23 protein-coding genes are annotated in these 26,136 nt (G+C 69.5%); 13 read left to right on the top strand and 10 right to left on the bottom strand.

Translation table 11 applies throughout. The annotated features are described in order from the left end of the window. Nucleotides 1-59: 59 nt before the first annotated feature. A complete protein-coding gene (locus tag AC6CHX_RS06610) occupies nucleotides 60-854 on the bottom strand; it encodes an SDR family NAD(P)-dependent oxidoreductase (RefSeq protein WP_498272149.1) in 795 nt (264 codons plus the stop codon). Between the two features lie 431 nt (nucleotides 855-1,285). On the opposite strand from AC6CHX_RS06610, the gene AC6CHX_RS06605 reads away from it, so the two are divergent. Further along, on the top strand, nucleotides 1,286-1,561 hold the full coding sequence (locus tag AC6CHX_RS06605; protein ID WP_136041772.1) for a hypothetical protein: 276 nt from the start codon (nucleotides 1,286-1,288) through the stop codon (nucleotides 1,559-1,561). Nucleotides 1,562-1,609: 48 nt separating this feature from the next. On the opposite strand, the gene AC6CHX_RS06600 is transcribed toward AC6CHX_RS06605, so the two are convergent. From AC6CHX_RS06600 to AC6CHX_RS06575, 6 genes are read right to left on the bottom strand one after another with little or no spacing between them, the layout of a single operon-like run. Then, nucleotides 1,610-2,410 (bottom strand): amidohydrolase family protein, encoded by an 801-nt coding sequence (locus AC6CHX_RS06600; protein WP_498272148.1) that lies wholly within the window; start codon nucleotides 2,408-2,410, stop codon nucleotides 1,610-1,612. Then, entirely contained in the window at nucleotides 2,407-3,156 is a 750-nt protein-coding gene (locus AC6CHX_RS06595; RefSeq protein WP_498272147.1) for an amidohydrolase family protein, read from the bottom strand. Before AC6CHX_RS06595 ends, AC6CHX_RS06600 begins: the two co-directional genes overlap by 4 nt. Beyond that, nucleotides 3,153-4,370 (bottom strand): aminotransferase class III-fold pyridoxal phosphate-dependent enzyme, encoded by a 1,218-nt coding sequence (locus tag AC6CHX_RS06590; RefSeq protein ID WP_498272146.1) that lies wholly within the window; start codon nucleotides 4,368-4,370, stop codon nucleotides 3,153-3,155. Before AC6CHX_RS06590 ends, AC6CHX_RS06595 begins: the two co-directional genes overlap by 4 nt. A 39-nt stretch (nucleotides 4,371-4,409) precedes the next feature. Further along, nucleotides 4,410-5,435: a Gfo/Idh/MocA family protein gene (locus AC6CHX_RS06585; protein WP_498272145.1), complete on the bottom strand. Its 1,026-nt coding sequence runs from the start codon at nucleotides 5,433-5,435 to the stop codon at nucleotides 4,410-4,412. Next, nucleotides 5,432-6,457 (bottom strand): Gfo/Idh/MocA family protein, encoded by a 1,026-nt coding sequence (locus AC6CHX_RS06580; protein ID WP_498272144.1) that lies wholly within the window; start codon nucleotides 6,455-6,457, stop codon nucleotides 5,432-5,434. The genes AC6CHX_RS06585 and AC6CHX_RS06580 overlap by 4 nt, the downstream gene beginning before the upstream one ends. After that, nucleotides 6,454-7,638 (bottom strand): ROK family protein, encoded by a 1,185-nt coding sequence (locus AC6CHX_RS06575; protein ID WP_498272143.1) that lies wholly within the window; start codon nucleotides 7,636-7,638, stop codon nucleotides 6,454-6,456. Before AC6CHX_RS06575 ends, AC6CHX_RS06580 begins: the two co-directional genes overlap by 4 nt. 189 nt (nucleotides 7,639-7,827) lie before the next feature. Between AC6CHX_RS06575 and AC6CHX_RS06570 the strand changes: the two genes are divergently transcribed. The 8 genes from AC6CHX_RS06570 (at nucleotide 7,828) to AC6CHX_RS06535 (ending at nucleotide 17,350) form a co-directional block, all read left to right on the top strand. Continuing rightward, nucleotides 7,828-9,069: an ABC transporter substrate-binding protein gene (locus tag AC6CHX_RS06570; protein ID WP_376102036.1), complete on the top strand. Its 1,242-nt coding sequence runs from the start codon at nucleotides 7,828-7,830 to the stop codon at nucleotides 9,067-9,069. A 76-nt stretch (nucleotides 9,070-9,145) separates the two neighbouring features. Further along, nucleotides 9,146-10,051: a carbohydrate ABC transporter permease gene (locus AC6CHX_RS06565; RefSeq protein WP_136041780.1), complete on the top strand. Its 906-nt coding sequence runs from the start codon at nucleotides 9,146-9,148 to the stop codon at nucleotides 10,049-10,051. Then, a complete protein-coding gene (locus tag AC6CHX_RS06560; RefSeq protein ID WP_498272142.1) occupies nucleotides 10,048-10,965 on the top strand; it encodes a carbohydrate ABC transporter permease in 918 nt (305 codons plus the stop codon). Before AC6CHX_RS06565 ends, AC6CHX_RS06560 begins: the two co-directional genes overlap by 4 nt. Nucleotides 10,966-10,984: 19 nt before the next feature. Beyond that, nucleotides 10,985-12,019: an NAD-dependent epimerase/dehydratase family protein gene (locus AC6CHX_RS06555; RefSeq protein WP_498272141.1), complete on the top strand. Its 1,035-nt coding sequence runs from the start codon at nucleotides 10,985-10,987 to the stop codon at nucleotides 12,017-12,019. Further along, on the top strand, nucleotides 12,019-13,104 hold the full coding sequence (locus AC6CHX_RS06550) for a dihydrodipicolinate synthase family protein (protein WP_498272140.1): 1,086 nt from the start codon (nucleotides 12,019-12,021) through the stop codon (nucleotides 13,102-13,104). The genes AC6CHX_RS06555 and AC6CHX_RS06550 overlap by 1 nt, the downstream gene beginning before the upstream one ends. Then, nucleotides 13,101-14,126: a hydroxyacid dehydrogenase gene (locus tag AC6CHX_RS06545; RefSeq protein WP_498272139.1), complete on the top strand. Its 1,026-nt coding sequence runs from the start codon at nucleotides 13,101-13,103 to the stop codon at nucleotides 14,124-14,126. The genes AC6CHX_RS06550 and AC6CHX_RS06545 overlap by 4 nt, the downstream gene beginning before the upstream one ends. Before the next feature lie 37 nt (nucleotides 14,127-14,163). Then, nucleotides 14,164-15,087, top strand: a complete 924-nt coding sequence (locus AC6CHX_RS06540) for a GNAT family N-acetyltransferase (protein WP_498272138.1) — start codon at nucleotides 14,164-14,166, stop codon at nucleotides 15,085-15,087. A gap of 109 nt (nucleotides 15,088-15,196) precedes the next feature. Continuing rightward, nucleotides 15,197-17,350 carry a peptidase C14 gene (locus tag AC6CHX_RS06535; protein ID WP_498272137.1) on the top strand — a complete coding sequence of 718 codons (2,154 nt, stop codon included), beginning with the start codon at nucleotides 15,197-15,199 and terminating at the stop codon, nucleotides 17,348-17,350. A 188-nt stretch (nucleotides 17,351-17,538) separates the two neighbouring features. Here AC6CHX_RS06535 and AC6CHX_RS06530 read toward each other — a convergent pair whose 3' ends face one another. From AC6CHX_RS06530 to AC6CHX_RS06520, 3 genes are all read right to left on the bottom strand, one after another. Continuing rightward, nucleotides 17,539-18,981 carry an APC family permease gene (locus tag AC6CHX_RS06530; RefSeq protein ID WP_498272136.1) on the bottom strand — a complete coding sequence of 481 codons (1,443 nt, stop codon included), beginning with the start codon at nucleotides 18,979-18,981 and terminating at the stop codon, nucleotides 17,539-17,541. Between the two features lie 326 nt (nucleotides 18,982-19,307). Next, nucleotides 19,308-20,150, bottom strand: coding sequence for an SDR family NAD(P)-dependent oxidoreductase (locus AC6CHX_RS06525; protein ID WP_498272135.1), 843 nt, complete (start codon nucleotides 20,148-20,150; stop codon nucleotides 19,308-19,310). A gap of 8 nt (nucleotides 20,151-20,158) precedes the next feature. After that, entirely contained in the window at nucleotides 20,159-20,866 is a 708-nt protein-coding gene (locus AC6CHX_RS06520; protein ID WP_498272134.1) for a GntR family transcriptional regulator, read from the bottom strand. Between the two features lie 168 nt (nucleotides 20,867-21,034). On the opposite strand from AC6CHX_RS06520, the gene AC6CHX_RS06515 reads away from it, so the two are divergent. The 4 genes from AC6CHX_RS06515 to AC6CHX_RS06500 are packed head-to-tail and all read left to right on the top strand — an operon-like array spanning nucleotide 21,035 to nucleotide 26,123. Beyond that, complete coding sequence (locus AC6CHX_RS06515) at nucleotides 21,035-22,573, top strand: ABC transporter substrate-binding protein (RefSeq protein ID WP_498272133.1); 1,539 nt, start codon at nucleotides 21,035-21,037, stop codon at nucleotides 22,571-22,573. A gap of 1 nt (nucleotide 22,574) precedes the next feature. Next, nucleotides 22,575-23,537, top strand: coding sequence for an ABC transporter permease (locus AC6CHX_RS06510; RefSeq protein ID WP_498272132.1), 963 nt, complete (start codon nucleotides 22,575-22,577; stop codon nucleotides 23,535-23,537). After that, nucleotides 23,530-24,378 (top strand): ABC transporter permease, encoded by an 849-nt coding sequence (locus AC6CHX_RS06505; protein WP_498272131.1) that lies wholly within the window; start codon nucleotides 23,530-23,532, stop codon nucleotides 24,376-24,378. Before AC6CHX_RS06510 ends, AC6CHX_RS06505 begins: the two co-directional genes overlap by 8 nt. Further along, nucleotides 24,375-26,123 (top strand): ABC transporter ATP-binding protein, encoded by a 1,749-nt coding sequence (locus AC6CHX_RS06500; RefSeq protein ID WP_498272130.1) that lies wholly within the window; start codon nucleotides 24,375-24,377, stop codon nucleotides 26,121-26,123. The genes AC6CHX_RS06505 and AC6CHX_RS06500 overlap by 4 nt, the downstream gene beginning before the upstream one ends. The last annotated feature ends 13 nt before the right edge of the window (nucleotides 26,124-26,136 follow it).

Below are 26,136 nucleotides of genomic sequence, written 5' to 3'. Positions count from 1 at the left end.
CACCGCTGCCCATCGGCCCGGCGATCACCGGAGGCGAGTTCGCGCTCCCGGCATGCGTTTCAGGGGACGATCGAGTCGATGTAGCCGCCGTCGACCCGCACGGCGGCGCCGGTCGTCGCGGAAGCGAGAGGAGATGCCAGGTAGGCGACCATGTTCGCGATCTCCTCGGGCTCGATCAGTCGCTGCAGCAGCGACTGCGGGCGGTGCAGGCGCATGAACTCGCGCTGCGCCTCGTCCCACGGCAGCTTCGGGTCGACCAGCTCGTACACGAAGTCCTCGACGCCGCCGGTGTGGGTCGGGCCGGCCAGCACCGAGTTGACGGTGACCCCCGTGCCCGCCGCCTCCTTGGCGAAGCCGCGGGACACCGCGAGAAGGGCCGTCTTCGACATTCCGTAGTGGATCATCTCGGCGGGGATCACCACGGCCGAGTCGCTGGCGATGTCGAGCACCCGGCCCCAGCCGCGCTCGGTCATGCCCGGCAGCGTCGCGCGGATGAGGCGGACCGCGGCCAGGACGTTGACGTCGAAGTATCGCCGCCACTCGTCGTCGGTGATGTCGAGTGCGGGCGTCGCGCCGAAGATCCCCAGGTTGTTGACGAGGATGTCGACATCGCCGGTCGCGGCCAGCACCGCATCCGCTCCTGCCTGGTCGGTGACGTCTCCCGCTGCGGCGACGAGATCCCGTGCAGAATTCTCCTGCTGCAGTTCGGTGATGACGGAGGCGACCGTCTCGGGCTTGCGGCCGTTGACCGCCACGCGTGCGCCCGCGTCGGCGAGTGCCGCGGCGATCGCCCGCCCGATGCCCTGCGTGGAGCCGGTGACGAGTGCGGTCCTGCCCGCGAGATCGATGCGCATGGTGTTCCCTCCGTGATGGATGCTGCCAGCTGGTGCAACGGTGGTCGCAGCGATTTCATGCCCGGGGCGTCCGGCATTCGGGAGAGAAGCGAGTGTGGACGAAAGTAAAACGTTAGCTGGTCAAATGTCGTATAGGATGGATGTGTCGTTGCTCGGCGCGGACTGGGGAAAGCCGTCCGAGCGCAGACGCGGGCCGCGATCCCTTCGCTGCAGCGCGTCACTGGCCGCGGCGAGAGCCGCCTGTTCTCGGTGCGCCTCCCCCTCCCGCACCGGGCAGCGCCCCCCGACGTGGAACCCGAGGGTCCACGTCGGGGGGATGTGTCGTCCACCCGATGCTGACTCGGCGTTTCGTTGGCCTCCCGTTCGGCAACGTGTAACATTTCACTCGACTCTGCCGGGCAGGTGCGAGGAATGGATTGCGAGGCGTCTCCATGGACGACGAAACGGATCGGGCGACACGGCTCCGACTCGGACTGCGATGGCTCGTCGGCGGCGCCGCGAGCGCCATGATCTTGATCGTCGCGTGGTTCGCCTACGGTGCGGCCATCGATTCGCCCGTGACCATGACGGCCGCGGCCGGGGTCTTCGCGGCTGTCCTGGCCGCCGGGAGCAGTTGGCACGCGGCACTGCGGACGCAGCTCGATCTGATCGCAGCGGAGGCCGAACCGCTCGCGGACGCCTCCCGCCCGCTGTACGGATCGCGCTGAAGCCGGCGCCCGAGTCGCGCCGGAAGTGGCGCCTCCGGGGATCTGGCGTCAGGCGAGGAGGGCGGTCGCGTTACCGGACGTGATCGCTCGCAGCGCGGAGGGTGAAAGCGCAGAGGCCGCGAGCTGCAGCGCGGTGGCCTCCGGGGCTTGCACGGGGAAGGCGCTGCCGAGCACCCAGCGCTCCGGGTCGCCACCCAGGCTATCGGCGACAGCCGTGGGGCCGTTGACGTGCCACAGGTCGAGCCGCAGCCATTCGGGCGCGGCGTCACCGAGGTGCCGGTTCAGCGTGATCCAGTCCGCGCGGTTCAGCCCGCTCAGCAGCAGTGGAAGAGCAGGGCTCTCGCGCACGAGGTCGGCGATCCGGTGCACCTCCAGGTCGACGGCGGGGGAGAGCGGATGCCGCACTCGGGCATCGTCGAGCCGGGCGATCAGCTGCAGGGGCAACCCGTGGTCGGCGCACGCCTCGAGCACCGGGCGTACCGCAGCGACTTCGTAGCGGTGGAAACCGGGAGCGACGCGCACGCCGCGCGCACCGGCGGCCACGGCATCGTCGAGCTCCTCGCGCCACGTCGGGTCACGCGGATCGATCGTCGCGAACACCCGGAACAGCGGGTCGTCGGCACACGCTGCGAGCGCGGCCTCGTTGCCGGTGCGCGTGTCGAAGCCGAAGAGCGATGCCAGATGCGAGACCCAGACCGAGTTCAGGCCGAGGCGGTCGGCGTGGGCGCGCAGGGCGTCAGCATCCGCGGCGGCGGAGAGCCGGCACGGCCACTGCCCGAGGAAGCACGTGGTGTCGGTGGCGCCGAGGTCGGCGAACGCGCGCAGCATCCGTCGGGCCTGCACGGTCATGCCGCGACCTCCGCGAGCCAGCGGGCCACCGTGCCGCCGAAGACCCGCTCTTCCGCCTCGGGGTCGAGCCCCGCGCCGAGCACCTTGCCCACGTTCGCCGCGAGGTCGATGTGGGGCAGGTCGGAGCCGAAGACCACCCGATCGGGGCCGAGCCGCTCGACGGCCAGCGCCACCTCGCCGGCACCGATGATCGTGCCCGAGGTGTCGACCGCCACGTTGGCGCACGAGCGCACCGTGTTCACCGCCGACTCGGGCTGACCGCCCAGGTGCGCCATCAGGAAACGCACGTCGGGGTGGCGGCGGGCGGCGGCCGCGATGTGCTCGGCCGTGGACTCGTAGGGGAAGCGGTCGACGGTCTTGCGCCACGCATGGGCGAGCACGATCAGGCGGTGCTCGGCGGCGTACTCGAGGATCGGGTCGCTGAGCGGGTCGTCGGCCAAGGTCGCGATCCAGAGCTTGATGCCGATCATGCCGCGGTCCTCGACGTTGCGCCGCAGATCATCGAGGCTGTCGCGGCCGAACCGCGGATTGACGTAGCAGTAGCCGCGCAGCCGGTCGGGGTATCGGCGGAGTTCGCCGGCCAGCACGGTGTTCATCTCGCGCACCTCGTCGAGGCTCGGGTGGGCTTGGAAGCCTCCGAGGTTGCTGCACAGGAACAGCTCGATGCCGAGGCGGTCGCCGGCGTCGAACACCGCGGGATCGAAACGGCCCTCGTCGAGGTGCGTGTGGGCGTCGATACCGGTCATGCCATCGCCTCACTGAGGGCGACCGCGGCCAGGCGCAGGGTCTCGTCGATGTCGGCCTCGGTGTGTGCGGCATTGACGTACACCACCCGATAGAAGGAGAGCCCGTGGCGGAACGCCGCCCGCAGGAACGCCTGGATCTCGGCGTCGGCGCCGACGAACTGCGGGCACGCCGGGTGCCCGACGAGTCGGATGTCGGAGCCGGCCTCAGCGAACACCGAGTTCATGCCGTTCTGCAGTCGGGTGCCGGAGGCGAGCAGTCGCGCGATCACGTCGCGGTCGCGGATGGCGGTCATCGTGGCGGTGGCGGCCGCGAGCGACAGGGTCTCGCCTCCATACGTCGAGGTCACGACCACCTCGCCGCGGTCGAGCACGCCGAGCAGCTCACGCCGCCCGCAGTAGACAGCGAGGGGCATGCCGTTCGCGATGCCCTTGCCGAATACCGACAGGTCGGGGAGGACACCGGTCGCCTCGGCCATGCCGCCGAGCGCCACCCGGAAGCCGGTGACCATCTCGTCGTAGGCCAGCAGCGCGCCGTGCCGGTCGGCGAGGTCGCGCAGGTAACGGTAGAAGCCGGCCGCCTCGGGGATGGCGGGGTAGTCGGCGGCGACGAGGATGACCGCGATCTCCGAACCGCGGGTGAGGAACAGCCGGTCGAGAGTCGCACGGTCTCCCCAGTCCACCGCGTGGTGCAGCGCGGCGAGAGCGGCCGGAACGCCGGGCACGGCATCCGTCGTCGCACCCGGCAGCACGCGTGCACCCGCGGCGAGCGAGTTGAGCCAGCCGTTGTAACCGATCTGCACGACCCGGTCGCGACCGGTGTGCGCACGAGCGATGCGGATGATCGCGGCCAGCGCTTCGCCGCCGGTCTTCAGGAAGCGCGCGGCCTCGGCGCCGGGCACGAGGGAGCAGAACAGTTCGGCCGTGGTCGTCTCGAGCGGATGCGGGTGGCCGAACAGGATGCCGTCGTCGAGCTGGGCGCGGATCGCGGCGTCGACCGTCGGATCCGCATACCCGAGGGTCACGGGTCCGAGAGCGCAGCGGTAGTCGATGAACTCGCAGCCGCGGTCGTCCCACACGCGGCATCCGCGTCCGCGGACGATGACCTCGGGTTCCTCCGGCAGCAGCGTCGGCGCCTTGGAGTTGGTGCTCGACCCGACCGGCATCACGGCCAGCGCGCGCTGCCGCCATCCGGTCGTGGTGTGCGCGGTGTGCATGCCTGGCCTCTCTGCCGTTCGGATCCTGCGATGCGGTGTCTAGGCGAGGGCGATGACCTCGCCGCGGCGGGATGCGGAGAGCTGCGCGGCCTTGGCGATCTCGACCGTGCGGATGCCGACACCGGCGTCGGGCTGCGGCTGCCGGCCCTCGCGCACGGCGCGGACGAACTCGTCGAGCAGCAGGGCGTCGAGGTCCGCTCCGACGGGACTCCACGTCTCGCCGAGCGCATCGTGCCCGGCCACGCCCTTCGCGAACGGGCTGACCGTGACGGTGCCGCGCTCGGCCACGACCTGCAGCGTGAGACCGCCCCAGGTCGCCGAGCTCATCGGCCAGCTCCAGGAGCAGTCGATCGTGGCGATCACACCGCTCGGGTACTGGATGGTGACGAGTCCGCCGGTCTCGACCGCGAGCTCACGCTGCGAGTGCAGGATGCTGTTCGACACGGCCCGGACGGACTGCGCCCGCTCACCCAGCAGTTCGTCGAGCAGGTCGGCGCAGTGCACGACGTGGTCGACGAGGGCGCCGCCGCCCGCCAGCTCGGGGTCGGTGAACCAGGCCCGATCCTGCGGAAGCTTGCCGTTGTTGATGCCGGTGACGCCGAGGACCTTGCCGAGCCGGCCGCTGCGCAGCTCGGCGATCGCGTCGCGCACGCTCGGGGCGAAGCGCACCGGGTACGCGACCATCAGGATCACGCCGGCCTTCTCGCAGGCCTCGCGCATCGCGATCGCGTCGTCGACGGTCGTGGCCAGCGGCTTCTCGCACAGCACGTGCACCCCGGCGGCGGCCGCGCGCTCGACGAGGGCGCGGTGGCGGGAGTTCTCGGCGGCGATCACGACGGCATCCGGCTTCCAGGCGAAGGCCTCGTCGTACGTGTCGACGTACGCCACGCCCAGCTCTGCGGCCAGTGCGGCACCGCGGGGGGCGTCGTCGGGCGCCGTGGCGCCGTCGGGGTCGGTGGCGATCAGCTCGACGCCGGGCATCTGCGTCAGTGCGTGCACGTAGCTCAGGGCATGGGTGTGCGCGAACGACAGCACGGCGATGCGCAGCGGGCTGGGGGCGGTCATCGGACGGCCTCCTCGGCCTCGGAGCGGTCGGGGGCGGGGGCCGCGAGGGGCAGCGCGACGGGGGCGCCGGCGGCGATCGAGGCGTAGGCGGCCTCGGCGACCGCGACCGCTTCGATGCCGTCGGCCGGGCTGACCCGAGCGTCGCGGCCTTCGCGCAGCGCGGCCACGAAGTCGGCGATCTCGGCGTAGTAGGGGCTCTCTTCCGGCGACATCGGCGGCAGGTAGTCGGTGGCTCCGGCATCGAGCACGGCATCCGTGCGCAGCGAGGCGTCTTCGGCACTGTCGTAGCGCAGTCGCCCCTCGGATCCCGCGACCTCGACGCTCGTGCGGAACGGCATGCCCGGCGCGACCCAGCTGGCATGCAGATGGCTGATCACGCCGCTGCGGTGCGTCAGCACCACGTGCGCCGTGACGGGCGCGGGAACCCGGTCGTCGACGGTCGGCGGGTTCTGCACCGCGAAGACCGTGGCGACGGGGCCGGCGAACCAGACCGCCTGATCGATGTCGTGGATCATCAGGTCGCGGATGACCCCGCCGCCCGTGCTCTCCGAGAAGAACCAGGGTGTCTGAGGAGCGGAGCCGGCGCGGCTGAACCGCTGCACCGCGAGTGTGCCGATGCGTCCGGCGTCGATGCCGGCCTTGATCTGCGCGTACTCGCCCATGTAGCGCACGACGTGGGCGGGGAAGAGCCGCACACCGGCATCCTCGGCGGCTCGAGCGACCGTCGCCGCGGCCTCGGCGGTGGCGGCCAGCGGCTTCTCGCAGATGACGTCGCGCCCGCGCCGGATGGCCCGCAGCGCGAAGTCGGCGTGGGTGCTGCTGGGGGTCACGATGTCGATGATGTCGACGATGTCGATGAGCTCGTCGACATCGGCGACGAGCGCGAAGCCGTACTCCTCGGCGATCTCCTCGGCGCCCGCCAGAGAGGTGACGTATCCCTCGGCGCCCAGCGCCCGCCAGGCGTCGGCGTGCACGCGGGAGATGCCGCCGGCTCCGATGAGTCCGACCTTCAACGTGCTCACTGCTTCTCCTCGGTGTTCTCGGCGGTCGTGTTCTCGGACGTGGCGTTCTCGACCGGCAGGGGGGTGATCGGCGGGGCCGGCATGTCGTCGATGCCGTAGATCTCGGCGGCGTGCCGCTGGAACGCGTGCACCACCGCACCGTGCGCTGCGGCCTCGGCGCCGAGTCGGGCTTCGGCGAGCGGCACCTGGAACGGCAGGCCGAGGTGTCCGGGGAGCGCGGCGCGCAGCGGGTCGAGCAGCTGCTCGTGCGCGGCGGAGAGCCCGCCGCCGATGACGATCATGGCCGGGTCGACCGTCATCGTCAGGGTCGCGATGCCGTGGGCGAGCTCGTCGATGAAGCCGTCGAGCTCCTGCTGGGCGGCGGCGTCTCCGCCACGCGCCAGGGCGAAGACCTCGGCGGCGGTCGGCGCGGTGCGCCACGAGATCTGTCCGGTCTCGCTGTTGAGTCCGCGGAAGGCGAGGCGCCCGATGTCGCCGGCGGCGTTGTGGATGCCGCGCCGCGGGCGACCGCCGAGGATGAGGCCCATCGCGATGCGGTTGCCCACCGAGAGGTAGATGACGTCGTCGACGAGCTGTGCGACGCCGAGGTGGTGTTCCGCTACCGCGGCCAGGCGCACGCCGTTGTCGACCGCGACGGGGCATCCGAACGCCTGTCGCAGCTGCGAGCCGATGTCGATGCCCGACCACTCGGGGATGACGACCGAGGTGGTCACGCGCCCTGCGTCATCGACGATGCCCGGGAGCGAGACGCCGACCGCGCGCAGCTTCGATGCGGGGATCGCGACGTCGGACAGAGTGCGGCGCACGTCGTCGATGACCGCGGCGAGCTTGGAGGCGCCGTCGGGCTGCTCGGCGACGCCGGGGTAGCTGCGCTGCACGATCACGGCTCCCGCGAGATCGGCCAGCACGACGCGCACGCTGGCGACGCCGATGTCGACGCCGACGACGATGCCGGCGGCGGCGTGGAACGAATAGCGGCGGGCGGGGCGACCGGCTCCGCCGCCGTTCTGCGCCGGAGCATCGACGATCAGCCCGGAGTCGCCCAGGGCGGTCACGGCATTCTCGACCGACGTGCGCGAGATCTCGAGGGAGCGGGAGAGGTCGTTGACGGTCGCGGGTCCCGTATCGCGCAGCTGCTGAGCCGATCGCGCGACGATCGAGCGCGGACTGTTCACGGCCATGTGCTGCCCCCTCTTCTTCTCCGTCGTCGGGTGCGATCAAATTAGCACACCGAGTTCTCAGATCAAGCTTTGTTGTTTTCGAACGGGAAACACGCCTGAAACAAGCGCCTGAGAACTTGTACTTGACGAATTATCCCATCTCAGTGTCATAATGAACCGTACTCAGCACGGTTCAAGCAAAGGAGCACCATGCGCGTCAGCAAGTTCATCGGCGTCGCCGCGGGAGTCGCGGCCGCCACCCTGTTGGCCGGATGTTCGGCCGGCGGAGGCAACACCGCAGAGGGTGAGCAGGACATCACGGTCTGGCTGTACCCGGTCATCGCCGACGAGGCGGTGCACAAGGACTTCTGGGACTCGACGATCGCCGACTTCGAGAAGAAGAACGAGAACATCAACGTCGACTACGAGATCTTCCCGTGGGCCAACCGCGACGAGGCCCTCCAGACCGCGATCGCGGCCGGCAAGGGTCCTGATGTCGTCTACCTCATCCCCGACCAGCTCGCGGCGTACCAGAAGTCGATCGCGCCGCTCAACGACCTGCTGAGCGAGGAGCGTCAGGGCGACCTGCTGCCCAACGTGAAGACCTCGGTCACCCTCGACGGCGACATCCTCGGAGCGCCGCTGCTCACCAGCGCCCAGCCCCTTCTGTGCAACGCGGCCGCGTTCGAGGCCGCCGGCGTCACCGAGTACCCCGAGACCTGGGACGACATCGCCGAGATGGCCCCCAAGTTCACGGAGAAGGGCATGTACGCCCTCAACTACCCGGCATCCGCCGAGAACACCCTGAACCTCACCTATTACCCGCTGCTGTGGCAGGCCGGTGGCGAGGTCTACACGAAGGACGGCGACGTCGGCTTCGACAGCAAGGAAGGCGAGAAGGCGCTCACCTTCCTGACCGACCTGGCAGAGGCCGGAGCGCTCGACCCCGAGGCGCTCACCACCAACGTCCCGCTCGAGCAGACGGCCGTCGCTCAGGGCAAGGTCGCCTGCACGTGGAACAACGCGGTTCCCGAGGTCCTGCCCTTCTGGGGCGAGGAGAACGTCAAGGTCCTCGCACCGCTGACCGAGAAGGAGACCGTGGCCTACGGCACGGTCGGCTCGCTCTCGGTGCTCAAGGGCTCCAAGGCACAGGATGCCGCGGCGAAGTTCGCCGAGTACGCCACCGGCGCCGACGTCATCGAGCCGTACCTCAAGGCGGCCGGATTCTTCTCGGCGCTCAGCACCACCGAGCCGCTGTACGCGGACGACCCGCTGCTCGGCGAGGTCGAGAAGTACGTGCCCGACACCACGGTCGGCGAGCTCAACGCCTCGTCGCGTGCGCTCATGGGCGTGCTCGCGCCCGAGATCCAGGCCGCCCTCCTCGGGGACAAGTCCCCGGAGGACGCCCTGAAGGATGCCGCGACCGCCGCGGCACCGCTCACCAAGAAGTAAGCAGCATCCGGGGGCGTGCGGAGCCCGAACTCCGCATGCCCCCGTTCCCTTCACTCCCCCACGTGAGGAATCACTGATGACGACGGCAACCACGGCGAAGAGGCCCGCAGGGCGGGTCGCACGGGTGCTCGCACGGCGAGAGGCGCGCATCGCGTTCCTGTTCGTGCTCCCTGCGTTCCTCCTCTTCATCGCCTTCCGCTTCGGCCCCAGCATCGTCGGCGTCGCCCTGAGCTTCTTCGACTACGACATCACCGGCGAGATCTCCTGGCGCGGGCTCGATCACTTCCAGCGCATGATCGCCGACCCGCTGTTCTGGCGGGCGATGGGCACCACACTGATCTACACGGTGTTCGCGGTGCCGATCGCGCTCGTGCTCTCCACCGTGATGGCGCTCGGCGTGCGCCGCGCCTTCCGGGGTGCGCGCTTCTTCCGCTCGATCTTCTTCCTCCCCGTCATCACCTCGCTGGTGCTGGCCGGGTCGATCTTCGTCTGGATCTTCTCCGCCAACGGCCCCTGGTCGGCGCTCATGACCCCGCTGGGTCTCGGCGGATCCTGGCTGGGCAGCACCGTGCTCGTCATCCCGGCCATCGTCGTCGTGGGCGTCTGGTCGCGGTTCGGCTACGGGATGATGATCCTCATCGCCGCGCTGCAGGACGTGCCGCGCGAGCTCGAAGAAGCAGCCCTGATGGACGGGGCAGGCGCCTGGCAGCGCTTCCGCTACGTCATCCTCCCGGTGCTGCGTCCGACCTTCTTCTTCCTCGCGGTGATCGAGACGACCGCCGCGTTCCAGGTGTTCGACGTCATCTACGTGATGACCCAGGGCGGGCCCGCGAACGCCAGCTACTCGCTCGTCTACATGCTGTACGACCAGGGCTTCCGCTACTTCGACTACGGCTACGCGGCCGCCATCGGCGTGGCCCTGTTCATCATGACCCTCGTCGTCGCGCTCATCCAGCGCCTGGTGATCGGAAAGCAGAAATGACCGCTCTGTTGCAGCCGCCGACCCAGCCGCCGACGCAGTCGCCGGTGATGCCGACGAAGACGTCGACCAAGCAGCGCCGCGCGTACCGCGCACTCCAGCCCACCGGCTGGGGGATCGTCGGGAGGTGGATCTGGCTGAGCCTGGCCGGCATCCTCAGCTTCTTCCCCTTCTACGCGATGGTCGTGCTGAGCCTGAAGCCGGGCATGGTCGTCGAGCTCCCCGGGTCGCTGCTGCCCTTCCAGGACATCTCGTTCGAGGCCTACGAGCAGGTGCTCGCCGGGCAGAACATCCTCGGCTGGCTCGGCAACACCCTCATCTACTCGCTCGTATCGGTCGTCGCGGTGCTGTTCCTCTCCGCGCTCGCGGGGTACGCCTTCGCCAAGAAGCGCTTCCGCGGCAAGGAGGTGATGTTCTGGTCGTTCCTCGCGATGGTGATGGTCCCGTTCCACGTCACCCTCATCCCGACGTTCATCCTCATGGCCAACCTCGGCGGCGTCGACACGTACTGGGGTCTGATCCTGCCGTCGCTCGCCAACGCGCAGGCGGTGTTCCTGATGCGGCAGTTCATCTCGGGTCTCCCCGACGAGCTGTTCGAAGCCGCCCGCATCGACGGCGCCGGGGAGTTCCGCATCTTCCTGCAGATCGTGCTGCCGCTGTGCAAGCCGATCCTCGCGACCCTCGGCATCTTCGTCTTCCTGTGGCACTGGAACGACTTCCTGTGGCCGCTGATCATCGCGAAGTCCAATGCGATGTTCACACTCACCGTCGGCATCTCGTCGCTGCAGCAGCAGAACGTCCCGCTGAGCACCATGCTCGCCGGATCCGTCGTGGCGCTGCTGCCCATCTTCCTCGCGTACCTCATCGCTCAGCGGTACGTGCAGGAGGGCGTGGCCGGTACGGGCATCAAGGGCTGAGAAGAAGGGAAAGCACCACATGACTCAGCACAGTTTCACTTCGGAAGCCGATCTCGAGGAGGCGCTCGCCACCCCGAGCGCCGGCCTGATCGACGACCTCGCGCGCGGGGCGGGCGACCTCGTGATCCTCGGTGCGGGCGGCAAGATGGGCCCGACCCTGGCGATGCTCGCGCGTCGAGGGATGGATGCCGCCGGCCGCCAGGACGACGCGGTCTACGCCGTCTCCCGCTTCGGCGACGCCGCGATCCGCGAGCGCCTCGAGAACGCCGGGGTGAAGGTCGTCTCGTTCGACCTGATCGAGAACGACGACTTCGCCTCCCTGCCGGATGCCCCCAACGTGGTGTTCATGGTCGGTGCGAAGTTCGGCGCCGCGACCAACGCCTCCTGGGCGTGGGAGGTCAACGCCGCCCTGCCCGACCGCGTCGCCCGCCGCTACCGCGACAGCGCCATCTCGGTGCTCTCCACCGGCAACATCTACCCGTTCCTCCCCGCCTCCTCGGGCGGAGCGTCCGAAGAGGTCCAGCCGGCGCCGATCGGCGAGTACGCGCAGTCGTGCCTCGGGCGCGAGCGGGTGTTCGAGTTCGGCGCCCAGGAGCGCGGCACCAAGGTCGCGATCATCCGCCTGAACTACGCCGTCGACCTGCGTTACGGGGTGCTCGCCGACATCGGCAGCGCCGTGCACGCCGGACAGCCGGTCTCGGTCGCCACTGCCAACGTCAACGTGATCTGGCAGGCCTACGCGAACGAGGTCGTGCTGCGCAGCCTCGTGCACGCCTCGACCGACCCGTTCACGATCAACCTCACCGGGCCCGAGCTGCTGAGCGTCGAGTCGATCGCCCGCCGCTTCGGCACGCTGTTCGACCGGGAGGTCGAGATCGTCGACGAGCCGCAGCCGACCGCCCTGCTCAGCGATGCCCGCCGGTGCATGGCGCTGTTCGGTTACCCGGCGGTCTCCGCCGAGACCCTCATCGGTCTGCAGGCCGACTGGATCGAGAAGGAGCTGCCGATGATCGCCAAGCCGACCAAGTGGGCCGTGCGGGACGGGAAGTTCTGATGACGGAGTCCACCGCACGCACCGCGACCGTGCCGTCGCTGCGCCCCGAGGCCGCCGCCACGCTCGCGCGCGGAGCGGTCATCCCGGCGCATCCGCTCGCGCTCACCGCCGACCGCGGGCTCGACGAGCGTCGTCAGCGCGCTCTCTCCCGGTACTACCTGGATGCCGGTGCCGGGGGCCTCGCGGTCGGCGTGCACACGACCCAGTTCGAGATCCGCGACCCGGAGCACGCGCTGTTCGAGCCGGTGCTCGCGCTCGCAGCCGAGGAGATGGATGCCCGCGACGACGCGAGCCTCGTGCGCATCGCCGGGGTGGCCGGCGACACCGCCCAGGCAGTGGCCGAGGCGGAGCTCGCCCGCTCGCTGGGCTACGACGCCGTGCTGGTGAGTCCCCGCGTCGCGGGTGCCGACGAGCGTGCCCTGCTCGAACGCGCCCGCGCCGTCGGCGAGGTGCTGCCGCTCGTCGGCTTCTACCTGCAGACCGCGATCGGCGGCCCCGTGCTCGACCGCGACTTCTGGCGCGAGTTCGCGTCGATTCCGGCCGTCGTCGCGGTCAAGGCCGCGCCCTTCGACCGGTACCGCACGCTGGAGCTCGTGCGCGGCGTCGCCGCCTCCGGTCGCGCCGACGAGATCGCGCTCTACACGGGCAACGACGACGCGATCGTCGCCGACCTGCTCTCCGAGTTCCACGTGGAGTCGCCGGATGGCGCCCGCACGCTGCGCTTCGTCGGCGGACTGCTCGGCCAGTGGGCGGTCGGCACGCGTGCTGCCGTCGCGCTGCTCGAACGCGCCCAGCGGGCGATGGCCGGCGACGCGGAGGCCTACCGCGAACTCGGGCTCGTCGCCTCCGACATGGTCGACGTCAACCAGGCGGTGTTCGACCCGGGCAACGACTTCCACGGGGTGATCGCCGGTGTGCACGAGATGCTGCGCCAACAGGGATTGCTCGACGGCACCTGGTGCCTCGACCCCGCCGAGGGACTCTCGCCGGGACAGGCCGAGGAGATCGCGCGGGTGCGCCACGCCTATCCCGACCTGAACGACGACGCCTTCATCGCCGAGAACGTCGAGGCCTGGCTGGCATGAGCGCCGTGACGAGCGTGGCGACGGGTGCGCCGGCCGTGGTCGCGGTCGTCTCCGAGGAGCTCTTCGCGGAGTTCTTCTCGGCGGAGGATGCCGAGCGGTTGCGCGCGGTGGCCGCTCGTCTCGGGGGTTCTTTCGTCCGCGTGGATCGGTTGGCCGATGCCGAACTCGCCGAGGCGCGCATCGTCATCACGAGCTGGGGGGTCGGCCCGTTCGACGCGGCGGTGCTCGCCTCGCTGCCGAAGCTCGAGCTCATCGCGCACACCGGCGCCACGATCAAGCCCTTCGCCACGGACGTGCTGTTCGACCGCGGTGTCGTCGTGACCCAGGCAGGCGCGGGTATGGCGCGGCCGGTCGCCGAGGTGTCGCTGACGTTCACGCTCGCCCTGCTGCACCGGGTGCCCGAGATGCACAACGCCCTGCGCGGCGGCGACGGCTGGTACGACGGGGATGCCGTGGGCGTGCAGCGCGAGATCCTCGGCACGCCCATCGCCGTGATCGGGGCCTCGCGCACCGGACGCGCGTATCTCGAACTGATCCGTGCGCTCGGGGCCGAGCCGCTACTGGTCGACCCGACTCTCGATGCGGCGACCGCTGCCGTTCTCGGCGCTGAGCTGGTCACCCTCGACGAGGCGCTGCAGCGCGCGCAGATCGTCGCCGTGCACGCGCCGACCCTGCCCGAGACCCATCACCTGATCGGCCGCCGTGAGCTCGCGCTCATGCGCGACGGCGCGGGGCTCGTGAACACGGCACGGTCGTGGCTGGTCGACGAGGACGGGCTGATCGAGGAGGTGCGGCGCGGTCGGCTCAGCGCCGCGATCGACGTGTTCGACGAGGAGCCGTTCGCCGCAGACAGCCCGTTCCGCACGCTGCCGGGAGTGCTGGTCACCCCGCACCGCGCGGCCGGCACGAGCCAGGGGCGGCTTCGTCAGGGGCGGATCGTCGTCGACGAGGTCGAGGCCTTCGCCGCAGGGCGTCCGCTCGCACACACCATCTCCCGCGACCAGCTGTCTTCGATGGCATGACCGGGTCGCCGGTGGGCCTGACCGTCGCGAGGGCCTCGTGACCGCGGCGACGATCCGTGTGGCCCGCGCCGCCGACCAGCAGGCACTCGCCGCGCTGTGGGCGACAGCGTTCATTCCTCCGCTCTCCCCCGACCAGTGGCTCGTCGACGACGAGCGGCTCATGCACACGCTGGTGGCCGAAGACGACGAGGGTCTGTGCGGGTCGATCTACGGACTGCCCAAGCGGCTGCGGGAAGCCGACGGCGGGATCGCCGAGGTGCACGCCATCGGCAGCGTCGCGGTCGCCGAGCGGGCGCGAGGGCAGGGCCTCGCACGTCGATTGGTCGCCGCGACACTGCAGGCGGGGCGCGACGCCGACTGGGCGCTGCTGTTCACCGGAACCCCCGAGGTGTATCGCTCCAGCGGGTTCGAGACGTTCTCGATGGCGCGCACCCTGGCCGGGCCCTGGCGCGCTCCTGCTCCCGTGCCCGTCGAGGCCGATGGTCGCGTCGAGCGGGAGACCGTCGGCCTCGGGAGCATCCGTCCGCTGCGCGAAGTCTACGAACGTTCGCGCGACGGCAGGGTCGTGCTCGCCCCGGTGCGCGTCGACTGCGACGGGGCGATGGCGGAGGTGCGGATGAGGGGCGCCGCTCTGTACCGGCGGGTCGAGGGATCGACAGTGGTCGGCTACGCGATCGCCGAGCGCCGTGGCGAGGTCGGCGTGCTCCTGGAGAGCGCGGTGCTTCCGGAGGCCGCCGCCGCGCGCGGTGACCTGCTCGCCGCGGTCGCCGCGGACTGGGCTGCGGCCGGGGTGACCTCGTGCGAGCTCGCCGTGCCCGCCCTGCCGGAAGACGACCTCGCGATGAGCGACTTCGCGCCCGAGGCCGTGCGGCAGGACGACCGCACCGGGATGATCCGCCCGCTTCGGCGCGCGGCTCGATTGCACGGCATCCGCCACTTCACGGCGGGCGACTACTTCTGAGCATCCGCTCGGAGCACGGCACTGGGGACTGGGGATCAATCGGATGATGCGGCTCGGCCGGACGGCCGGACGCCTGACCGCGGTGATGACGCCGCACGGAAGGATGAGCATGACCCCGCAGGAGATGACCCAGACCGACACCGCCGCACTGCGCAGCAGGCGCATGCTGCTCGCCGGGTTCGGCGCCGCCGCGATCGGTGGAGTGGCCGCCGTCGGCATGCCCGCGGCCGCGCAGGCCGCAGGACCCGTCGCGCCGCAGAGCTCGTCGGGTTCGGCGAACGTCGCCAACGGCGGCACCGCGACCGAACTCGCGAAGCGCAAGGGCAAAGACGGCGACCTCGTGCGCACGACCGGGTACGCGGCAGCCGGAGACGGCGGCGACGGGCTGTACCGGTTCGTGAAGAAGGATGCCCCGAAGGCGAACGGCGGCACCGTGCTCGCGGCCCCCAAGGGCGGTGCCTGGCTGCTCGTGCACGACGGGGTCGTCGACTTCCGCCTGTTCGGCGTGATGGACGCGAAGGTCAACGCCGACGACGCCCTCGACGCGATGGTGAACGATGCGAGCATCCATCGGATCGAAGCCCACAGCGACCTGAACTTCGTGCGCCGCCACAAGTTCTCGCGTTCGAACATCGCGTTCGACTTCGGGGGACACCTGATGACGACGGTCGGCATCGAGAACGCCGGCAAGGACGACCCCTTCGCCGCGGTCATGTTCTTCCGCGGCGAGGTGACGGATGCCGTGCACGAGGCGCGGCTGAACGAGGTGGTCCCCGACCTCGGCGACGTCTTCCCGGTCGCCGACTCCTCGTTCTTCACGGTCGGCGACTGGTACGCCGCCGAGGTGAACGCCCTGTCGGGCCGCTGGGAGCGCGAGCTGCAGCGGCTCGTGCAGGTGACGCAGATCGTCGACGGCACGCACATCCGCATCAACTACAAGAACGGCTGGCCGCTCGGCAAGGACCGCACGATGACCTGGCGTCGGGTGGTGCCGGTGCAGGACGTGACCGTGTCGAACCTGAAGTTCCTCGGCACGGGGAGGGACGAGTACACGGGCTCGCACCCGCTCGCCTTCGAGTACGCGGTGCGCTGCGACGTCGACCACATCGACGGCACGGGAACTTTCTGGCCGCTGATCCAGCGCCGGTGGAACACCTACTTCTCGACCGTGAGCTGCACTCTCAAGAACCCGACGTCGGTCACCTGGGGCGGCGCCGGCTACCTGACGCAGCAGATCTACTGCCTCTACGGATACGTCGCCAACTGCCACACCGCCAACTCGCGGCACCTGAACGACTTCACCGCGAGCGCCTACTGCCTGGTCGAGAACTGCCACGGCGACGGCGACGACCAGGGTCCGTTCGTCACGCACGGCCAGTACGAGCACGACCTCACCTACACCGGCAACTCCGGGCTGATGACGTTCGCGAACTCGGGGGCGGCCTGGGGCTCGGCCGCCAAGCGCATCACGGTGCGCAAGCACGTGTGTTCGTGGTTCGTCGCCCGCGTGCGCATCACCGACCTCACCCTCGAAGACGTGCAGGTCATCGGCAAGCCCTCGCTCTCAGGCTCCGGGATGCTGTGGATCAACGCCGACGGCGCGCAGCTGCGCGGGTGCACGGCATCCGACACGCTCGTGATCACGCAGGCATCCGACAACTCAGGGCGCCCGACCGTGATCGCCGACTCGCACTTCACGTTCGTCGCGCCGGGAGAGCTCACCAACGCCACCGTGAAGACCCCGGTCACCTTCGTCGACACCGTGCTCGACCGGGTCGGCGGAATGAAGATCGCGGGCTCGGGGGCGGTCACGTTCCGCGGTTCGACGCTGAACGCGGCGGATGACGCGGCGCCGATCGTCTCGTCGTCGGCGCAGCTGCGGTTCGAGGGGTCGACGCTGCGCAACGCCCGCCTCGCCGCGGCGCGGGCGGAGCGCCAGGTGGTCGAGATCGCGGGATCGGACGTGTCGATCAAGGGCGGAACCGGTGTCTCCCGGACGGGCGACGGCGAGCTGCATCTGACACTGTCCGACAGCAGCTTCCGCGCCGAGGGATCGTCGACCCATGTCGCGGTCACGAAGGGTGCGACGCACTATCGCGCGGTCGGCAACCGGTTCGAGGGCGGCGCGCTGGAGCTGGCGGATGCCGCGTTCGGCGGCTCGTCGACGCTGCTGCACACCGGCAACGTCGAGTCGGGCGTCACGCGCACGGCCTTCCCCGCCGAGGGTGACCGCGTCGTCGACACCGCCAACCTCGTGGTCTGAGCCCGCACTCCGGCATCCGTCGGCCCTGTGCATCCGTCGGCCCTGTGTATCCGTCGGGCGTGTGCATCCGTCGGGAGAATGTCCGGATGTCGGAGCGGAAACCGTGTTCCGGTCCGACATCCGTGAAAACTCCCGACAGGTGTGCGGCCGCGCGCGCGGGAGTGGTCGAGCGAGGGCCGACGCGGTGGTCAGCGCGGGCGGCGGGGGCTGTCGGGGTTCATCAGCGAGTGGCGGCGACCGTAGGCGAAGTACACGACGAGACCGATCACGAGCCAGACGCCGAAGCGCAGCCACGTCTCCCAGTGCAGCTGCGAGATGAGGAACAGCGAGAAGCCGACGCCGACGATCGGCACCACCGGCATGAACGGAAGCCGGAACGTGCGCGGGGCATCCGGCTTCGTGTACCGGAACATGACGACGGCGATGCACACGACGACGAACGCCGCCAGGATGCCGATGTTCGTCAGGTCGGCGACAGCCCGGATCGGGAAGATTCCCGCGAAGAACGCGGACCCGATGCCGGCGATCCAGGTCACCCGCTGGGGCACACCGCGACCGTCGACCTTCGAGAACCAGCCCGGGAGCAGTCCGTCGCGGCTCATCGAGAACCACACGCGGGTCGCGCCGAGCAGGAACGTGAGCATGACCGTGAGGATCGAGAGCACCGCGAACACGGAGATGATCGAGGCGATGACGGGCAGCCCGACGCTGGAGAACGCCGACGCGAAGCCGGCCTTCGGATCGATGTCCTGGTAGTTCTGCATGCCGGTGAGCACCAGTGTCGCGGCGACGTAGAGCAGCATGGCGATGACGAGCGACAGGATGATCGCCTTCGGCATGTGCTTGCGCCCGTCCTTCGCCTCTTCGGCCGCGGTGCTCATCGCGTCGTAGCCGAACACCGCGAAGAACACCGTCGCCGCCCCGGTGAAGACCGGACCGAAGCCGGAGGGCATGAACGGGGTGTAGTTGTCGGTGTTGATGTAGAAGATGCCGAGCCCCACGATGAACAGGATCAGCAGGATCTTGATCGCGACCGCCACCAGCTCGAATCGGCCGAAGGTCTTGGTGCCGCGGCTGAGGAGGAACGTCACGAGCAGGCAGATCAGGATCGCCGGGATGTTGACGACGCCGCCCGGCTGGTCGAACGTCTCGGTGACCGTGGTCGGCAGGTGCACGCCGAACCCGGAGAGGAACGCGTCGAGGTAGCCGGAGATCCCGATCGCCACGACGGCCACGATGGCCACGTATTCGAGGAGCAGGTCCCAGCCGATGAACCAGCCGGTGATCTCGCCGAGCGCGACGTAGCCGTAGCTGTACGCCGATCCGGCACGGGGGATCATCCCCGCGAACTCCGCGTACGAGAGGGCGGCGGCCGCCGAGGCCAGCCCGGCGATGAGGAACGAGATCACGACCGCGGGTCCGACCCCGGGGTTCGTGGCATCGCCGTGTGCGACGAGGCCCGCGAGCGAGAAGATCCCGACTCCGACGATGCCGCCGACACCGATCGCGGTGAGCTGCCACAGCCCGAGGGATTTGAAGAGACCGCTGCTCTCCGCCTCTTCGTTCAGATCGCCGACGGGCTTGCGCCGCCAGACGGAGTACGCCGGATTCTTCGGATTCGTGCGGGGCATCCTTGCCTCCCTGAGTGGCCGCCCTGGTGGGGCGGCGTGCGAATGGCTGAGCTGTTTGAGCGGTAACACGTTACGCTCGCCGTGCGCGGGGCTCAATCAGACTTCTGGCCAGGGTTCACGTCGGCGCATCCGAGCTCCCGAGTTCCCGAGCATCCGAGCTCCCGAGCATCCGAGCTCCCGAGCATCCGTCGGGAGAATGTCCGGATGTCGGATGGATCGCCGTGTTCCGGTCCGACATCCGTGAAAACTCCCGACAGGTGTGCGACCGGGCCGGGCTGAAGGGTGCGGGACCGGGGGCGGGAAGGGTGCGAAAGGGTGGGGACGTGCTAGGGCGCGGGGATGCCGACGAGGGCGGCGCTGCGCTGCCAGAGGGCCTCGGCGAGATCCGGGTCGTGCACCTGCGGATTGACCTTCGTGGTGAGGGTGCGCTCGTCGTAGTACGCGCCGGAGAGCCACGTCTCGCCGGGAGTGCCCTCGATGAACCAGCGGAGGGTGTCCCCGCCCTTGTCGGCCCCGATCAGCAGCAGGTGCTTGAGGGGCGTGCGGTAGAGCAGCCGCATGACGCTCGACGAGTCCGACGCGAAGTTCGTCTGCACGGTGCCCGGATGGAATGCGACCGCGCTGAGCCCCTCGGCATGGAACTTCGTGTGCAGGCTCTTCGCGAACAGCACGTTGGCGAGCTTCGCGTCGCCGTACGCCTTGTTGGGGCTGAAGCGGCGGGTGTTGTCGAGGTCATCGACGTCGATGTGTCCGAAGAGGCGGTGGGCGATGCTCGAGGTGTTGATGACCGCACCGCCGGATGCCCGCAGCTGCGGCAGCAGCAGGTTCGTGAGCAGGAACGGTGCGAGGTGGTTGACCTGCATCGTCTTCTCGAAGCCGTCGACGGTGGGCGTCCGATCCCCGAAGATGCCGCCGGCGTTGTTCGCCAACACATGGATGCCGTCATCGCCGACGGCATCTGTGATCTTCGCCGCCAGAGCCCGCACGTCGTCGAGGCGGGCGAAGTCGGCGGTGAACCACTCCGCCCCGGTCTCCTCCGCGATCGCGCGGGTCTTCTCGACGGACCGGCCGATCAGGATGAGCCGGTGCGGTGACGCCGCGAGCTGGCGGGCGGCCGCAGCCCCGATCCCGTCGGATGCTCCGGTGAGGACGATCGTCTTGTGAGGCACGGGTCGCGTCACTCGGCCGTCGGGGTGATGCGACGGACGGCCCGGGTCACGTGCTCGGCGATGACCGCCTGCGCCTGTTCGGGGTCTCCGCTGGCGATGGCGTCGACGATCTGCTGGTGGCTGTGCACGTGCTCCTCCTGCTCGGCAGGGTCGAGCGCCGCGTTCGCCGCGTGCAGGAAGCCGGTGATGCGGCCGCGCAGTTGCCCGCTCAGCTCGTCGAGGAAGCGATGCTCGGCGAGGTCGGCGAGGGTCTCGTGGAACAAACGGTCCTGGCGCAGGACCTCGTCGATGTCGCCGGGTGCCGCATCCGACATCGCCTGGATGATGGCCCCGAGTCGGGCAGCGGATTCCTCGTTCCACCGCTCCTGCACACGGATGGCCATGAACTGCTCGAGCACGATCCGCAGGCTCGAGATCTCTTCCAGATCCTGGGCACTCAACTGCGCGACGCGGGCGCCGCGGCGTGGCTCGCGGGTGATCAGGCGCTCCTCGGCGAGGCGGGTCAGGGCTTCGCGCACCGGGATGTGACTCACGCCGAGGCGGTCGGCGAGCTTGCGCTCGACGAGGCGCTCGCCGGGGGCGAGCTCTCCGGAGTGGATGGCAGCGCGCAGCTCGTCCGCGACCTGTTCGGCGATGTTCTGATCCGAGACGCTGCGCACCGTGGCTCTCCTGTCTGTACCGGAACCCGCCAGCGGCTCGCGGCCGAGTTCCTGCATCGACCGATGCTATGGCAGATTCGCCGCCGCGCTGGGATACGGCTCCGAACGGCGTAACGAGAACGTAATCGCAGCGCCTCGATTCGCACTAGACGAAGTGCCTGTTTTGCTACATGCTATAGCGAAACCCTTCCACCCGAACGCATCACCCGACACTTGGAGGCACCCATGTCGCGTCGTCGTGTATTGCTCGGCGGAGCAGCGTTGCTCACCGCCGCGCTCATCACCGCTGGCTGTAGCAGCACCCCGTCGACTCCGGACGGCCAGGCGCAGGAAGGCGGCACCCTGACCGTCGCCGCGGCGCAAGGCATCCCGCAGCTCAACCCGGCCATCCGCACCTTCGCCTGGGAGGAGGTGCTGTTCCCCCTCCTCTGGAACGGTCTGACCAAGACCGACGAGTCCGGCGAGATCGTCGGCGACCTCGCCGAGAAGTGGGAGGCCTCGCCGGACCAGAAGACCTGGACCTTCACCCTGCGCGACGGCGTCACGTTCTCGAACGGCGACCCGTTCACGGCCGAGGACGCGGTCGCATCGTTCGACTACTACCTCGACCCCGAGACCGCCACCCAGGAGAAGAACAAGATCGACATGATCACGGATGTCACGGCATCCGACGACAAGACCGTGGTCATCAGCCTCTCCGAGCCGATCGCCACCTTCGCCGCTGGCATCGTGTGGGTCAAGATGCTCGACGTCGACGCGCTCGACACGATCGACAAGGAGCCGATCGGCACCGGGCCGTACATCGTCGACGCCTTCACCCCCGACGACAGCCTGACTCTCGTGCCGAACCCCGAGTACTTCGGTGAGGCGCCCGCCCTCGACGAGATCACGGTCGTCAAGGCCGCCGAGTCCACCGCCGCCGTCACGGGTCTGCGCTCGGGCGACATCGACGTGCTCTGGTCCGTGCCGCAGGGTGACGTCGCCGGCCTCGAAGGCGGCGGGGACATCGCGCTCGTGAAGCCCGACAACCCCAGCCAGTGGCCATCGTGGGAGGTCGACACGCAGTCGGCTCCGTTCAACGACGTGCGCGCACGCCAGGCGCTCGCCTACGCGACCGACCGCGAGGCGATCCTCGAAGCGGCGTACTACGGGCAGGGCACGGTCTCGCCCACGAACAACGCGCTCGGCGAAGTCAACCCGTGGTTCGGCGGCGACCTGACCGACTACTCGTACGACCTCGACAAGGCGAAGGAGCTCTTCGCCGAGGCGGGCATCACCGAGGGCAGCACCCTCACCTGGTGGGGCATCGCCGGGCAGTACCCGGAGTGGAACACGAGCGGTGAGATCCTGCAGGCGAGCCTGAAGGAGATCGGCATCACGCTCAAGATCGACAACAACGACATCGGCACCTGGGTCGACTCCTTCTACCCGGCGGGCAAGAGCTTCCCCGGGTACATCGTGCCGAACTTCCAGTCGACGCCTCCGGAGCCCGCGTACTCGCTGAACTTCTATCTCGAGGGCCGTTGCGAGTGCAACTGGGTCGACCCCGACTTCCAGACCGCGTTCGCCGACGCCGTGGCCGAGCCGGATGAGGCCGCGCGCGCCGAGAAGTGGGGCACGGTGCAGACGATCATCAACGAGCAGGTCCCGCTGATCGTGCCGCTGCAGTCCACGGTCGTGACGGCGACCAGCACGAAGGTCGACGGTGTGTGGGTCGAGGGCGGCGGACAGCTGCACCTCGAGAACGCGCAGCTCAAGGGCTGACGTGGCTCTGTCCATCCTTCGGCGGGTGGCGATCAGCATCGCGATGCTGATCGCCACCTCGCTTCTCGTGTTCGTCGTGCTCCGGCTGCTGCCGGGCGACCCTGTGATCACCCGTCTCGGCTCGACGCCGGGCGTGGATGCCGAGATGCTCCAGCGCCTCCGCGAGGAGGCCGGTCTCGACGCGCCGATCATCGAGCAGTACCTGCGCTGGATCGGCGGCGTCTTCACCGGCGACTTCGGGCAGTCGTACTTCAACCAGTACTCGGTGTCCGAGCTCATCGCACAGCGGCTTCCCGCCACGCTCGAGCTCACGCTGATCGGCATCCTGCTGGCTGTGCTCATCGCGACGCCGGCCGCTGTGATCGCCTCGCTGCGTCCTCTCGGCGTCGTCGACCGCACCCTCACCGCGATCTCGACCGCCGGCATGGCGCTGCCGCAGTTCCTGATCGGCATCGTGCTGATCGTGGTCTTCGCCGTGCAGCTCAAGGTGCTGCCCGCCCGCGGCTACACGCCGTTCAGCGAAGACCCGGTGGACAACCTCGTGCGGATGATCCTCCCCGCCTTCACACTCGCCTTCGCCGCAGCGCCTCTGCTCATGCGGTTCCTGCGGGCATCGATGGTGGAGGTGCTCGACGCCCCGTACATCCGCACCGCCCGCGGCAAGGGGCAGTCGGCGAGTGGCGTGGTGATCGGGCATGCGCTGCGCAACGCGCTGATCCCCGGGCTCACCATGCTCGGCCTCATCGTCGGCTACACGCTCGGTGGCGTCGTGATCGTGGAGTACGTGTTCGGCGTCCCCGGGCTCGGCTCGCTCGCGATCGACGCGGTCTTCAAGCGCGACTACGCCGTGCTGCAGTCGGTCGTGCTGCTGATCTCCGCGATGTTCATCCTCACCACGCTCATCGTCGACCTCCTCTACGGCGTGCTCGACCCGCGTCTTCGTGCAAGGAGCAGCCGTGGCTGACACCCTCACCCTCGCCCTGCGATCGGCCCGGCCTCGCCGCCGTCTCGCCCTCGCGGCGTGGATCCCGCTCGCCCTCCTCGCCGTGATCGTGCTGGCCTGCGTGCTCGCACCGCTGCTCGCGCCGTACGATCCGTCGGCGCAGTCGCCCGACCGGTTCGCCGGGCCTTCGGCGGCGCATCTGTTCGGCACCGACGAGCTCGGCCGCGACCTGTTCAGCCGCGTGCTCTACGGAGGGCAGCTGACGATCTTCATCGCGGGCGGCGCGACCCTGGTCGCCATGGTGCTGGGCATCGCCTGGGGGATGGCGGCCGCTTTCGCCCGCGGCATCCTCGACGAGATCCTCATGCGCCTCGCCGACACGGTGATGGCGATCCCGCAGATCCTGTTCGCACTCGTGTTCATCTCGGCGTTCGGCGCCGACCCGGTCAAGCTCGCCGTGATCATCGGCATCCTGCTCACGCCGACCACCGCCCGCCTCGTACGCTCCTCGGTGCTGAGCGAGCTGCAGGAGGATTACTTCACCGCCGCCGTGGCTTTCGGATCGAAGCGCAGCCGTCTGCTGTTCGCCGAGGTGCTGCCGAACGCCCGCGGGCCGATCGTGGTGCAGGCGGCCATCAACGCCGCCAACGCGATCCTGCTCGAAGCGTCGATGAGCTTCGTCGGGCTCGGTATCGCCCCGCCCGAGGCGACCTGGGGCACGCTCGTGCAGCAGGGCTACCAGAAGATGTACCAGTCGATCGGTTACGTGCTGTTCCCCGCGCTGTTCATCTTCGTCACCATCTGGCTGCTCAACGTGCTCGCCGACCAGTTCGGCGGCGATCGGAAGGGGAAGGGCCGATGATGGATGCCACGCCCGTCCTGCAGGTGCAGGACCTCACCGTCTCCTACGGCGATGCGATGCCGGTCAAGGGCATCTCGTTCTCGGTGCGTCCCGGTGAGCGGATCGGCCTGGTCGGCGAATCCGGTTCCGGCAAGTCGCTCACCGCGCTGTCAATCATGCGTCTCAACGACGGCGCGAAGCTAGACGGCAGCATCCGTCTGCGCGATCGGGAGCTGCTAACGCTCAGCAAGCGCGAGATGACGCGGGTGCGAGGCGGCGAGATCGCGATGGTCTACCAGGATCCGATGTCGTCGCTCAACCCCGTGCGCACGATCGGACACCAGCTCATCGAGGCGATCCGGCTGCACGACCGGGTATCGAAGGAGGCCGCCCGCACCAGGGCCGTCGAGCTGCTGACCGAGGTCGGCGTGCCGCTCCCCGAGGAGCGTCTCGCGCAGTACCCGCACGAGTTCTCCGGTGGCATGCGGCAGCGCGTCATGATCGCGATGGCCATGTCGTCGCGGCCCGCCGTGCTGATCGCCGACGAGCCCACGACGGCGCTCGACGTCACCACGCAGTCGCGCATCATCGACCTGCTCGACCGCCTGGCCGACGAGCACGGCACCGCCGTCGTGCTCATCACGCACGACCTCGGCGTGGCGGCCGGCTTCTGCGAGCGCATCCACGTGATGCGGCACGGGCGGGTGATCGAGGAAGCCCCGGTCGACAAGCTCTACGCCGAACCGGAGCACCCGTACACGAAGGCGCTGCTCGGCGCCGTGGTCGATCTCACGATCGACGTGCACGAGCCGATCCGCACGGCCACCGAGGTGCTCGAACGCGGCACCGAGGCGGTGGTCGATGCGGGCTCGATCAGCGCGGTCGACCGTGCGCGCGAGTCGGGTGACGTGCTGGTCGACGTGCAGGGCGTGTCGAAGGTGTTCACGCTCGGCTCCGGCCGCCGCGTGACCGCGGTCGACGACGTGTCGTTCCAGATACGCCGTGGCGAGACGGTGGGGCTCGTGGGCGAGTCGGGCTCGGGCAAGTCGACGGTGTCGAAGGCGGTGCTCGCACTTGGCGGGATCGATGCCGGGTCCGTGGTGTTCGACGGGCATCGCCCGCATGAGATGCGCGGCGAAACGCTGCGGCAGCTTCGGCGGCGGATGCAGATGGTTTTCCAGGATCCATTCTCCGCTCTGAACCGGCGCCAGACCGTCGCCCAGATCATCGAGGCGCCGCTGCTCGCGCACGGCATCGGCAACCGGTCGACCCGCGCCGAGAAGGTGCGCGAGGCCATGCACCGGGTGCGCCTCGACGAGGAATTCGCCCACCGGCTGCCCCGCTCGATGTCGGGCGGCCAGTGTCAACGCGTGTCCATCGCACGCTCGCTCGTGCTCGAGCCAGAGTTCCTCGTGCTCGACGAGTCGGTGTCGGCGCTCGATGTGTCGATCCAGGCGCAGGTGCTCAACCTGCTGCGCGAGCTGCAGGCAGAGCTCGGGCTCACGTACCTCTTCATCAGCCACGACCTCGCGGTCATCCGGTACATGTCATCGACCGTGGCGGTGATGCAACAGGGCCGGATCGTCGAGATCGGCGCCCGCGACGCGCTGTTCGCGAACCCGCAGCACGAGTACACGCGAGGGCTCATGGCCGCGATCCCGGTGGCCGACCCGGTGCTGGAGCGCCGGCGTCGTGCCGAAGCTGCGGCGCTCTGGCAGGCCCAAGGCGCGGTGACGGGCGCCGTTCCGGCCGGAACCATCCGATGACGAAGGGGTTGTC

It is taken from the genome of Microbacterium sp. GQ128 (assembly GCF_059758615.1).
Note: the sequence above shows the minus strand (reverse complement) of the source record. Positions and strands in the feature narration are given on the sequence as shown.

Coding starts and splice junctions, on each gene's coding strand:
- AC6CHX_RS06555 (WP_498272141.1), top strand. CDS start 10,985: ATGACTCAGCACAGTTTCACTTCGGAAGCCGATCTCGAGGAGGCGCTC.
- AC6CHX_RS06585 (WP_498272145.1), bottom strand. CDS start 5,435: ATGACCGCCCCCAGCCCGCTGCGCATCGCCGTGCTGTCGTTCGCGCAC.
- AC6CHX_RS06515 (WP_498272133.1), top strand. CDS start 21,035: ATGTCGCGTCGTCGTGTATTGCTCGGCGGAGCAGCGTTGCTCACCGCC.
- AC6CHX_RS06545 (WP_498272139.1), top strand. CDS start 13,101: ATGAGCGCCGTGACGAGCGTGGCGACGGGTGCGCCGGCCGTGGTCGCG.
- AC6CHX_RS06610 (WP_498272149.1), bottom strand. CDS start 854: ATGCGCATCGATCTCGCGGGCAGGACCGCACTCGTCACCGGCTCCACG.
- AC6CHX_RS06550 (WP_498272140.1), top strand. CDS start 12,019: ATGACGGAGTCCACCGCACGCACCGCGACCGTGCCGTCGCTGCGCCCC.
- AC6CHX_RS06500 (WP_498272130.1), top strand. CDS start 24,375: ATGATGGATGCCACGCCCGTCCTGCAGGTGCAGGACCTCACCGTCTCC.
- AC6CHX_RS06565 (WP_136041780.1), top strand. CDS start 9,146: ATGACGACGGCAACCACGGCGAAGAGGCCCGCAGGGCGGGTCGCACGG.
- AC6CHX_RS06600 (WP_498272148.1), bottom strand. CDS start 2,410: ATGACCGTGCAGGCCCGACGGATGCTGCGCGCGTTCGCCGACCTCGGC.
- AC6CHX_RS06575 (WP_498272143.1), bottom strand. CDS start 7,638: ATGGCCGTGAACAGTCCGCGCTCGATCGTCGCGCGATCGGCTCAGCAG.
- AC6CHX_RS06605 (WP_136041772.1), top strand. CDS start 1,286: ATGGACGACGAAACGGATCGGGCGACACGGCTCCGACTCGGACTGCGA.
- AC6CHX_RS06535 (WP_498272137.1), top strand. CDS start 15,197: ATGACCCCGCAGGAGATGACCCAGACCGACACCGCCGCACTGCGCAGC.
- AC6CHX_RS06570 (WP_376102036.1), top strand. CDS start 7,828: ATGCGCGTCAGCAAGTTCATCGGCGTCGCCGCGGGAGTCGCGGCCGCC.
- AC6CHX_RS06590 (WP_498272146.1), bottom strand. CDS start 4,370: ATGCACACCGCGCACACCACGACCGGATGGCGGCAGCGCGCGCTGGCC.
- AC6CHX_RS06560 (WP_498272142.1), top strand. CDS start 10,048: ATGACCGCTCTGTTGCAGCCGCCGACCCAGCCGCCGACGCAGTCGCCG.
- AC6CHX_RS06530 (WP_498272136.1), bottom strand. CDS start 18,981: ATGCCCCGCACGAATCCGAAGAATCCGGCGTACTCCGTCTGGCGGCGC.
- AC6CHX_RS06595 (WP_498272147.1), bottom strand. CDS start 3,156: ATGACCGGTATCGACGCCCACACGCACCTCGACGAGGGCCGTTTCGAT.
- AC6CHX_RS06520 (WP_498272134.1), bottom strand. CDS start 20,866: ATGCAGGAACTCGGCCGCGAGCCGCTGGCGGGTTCCGGTACAGACAGG.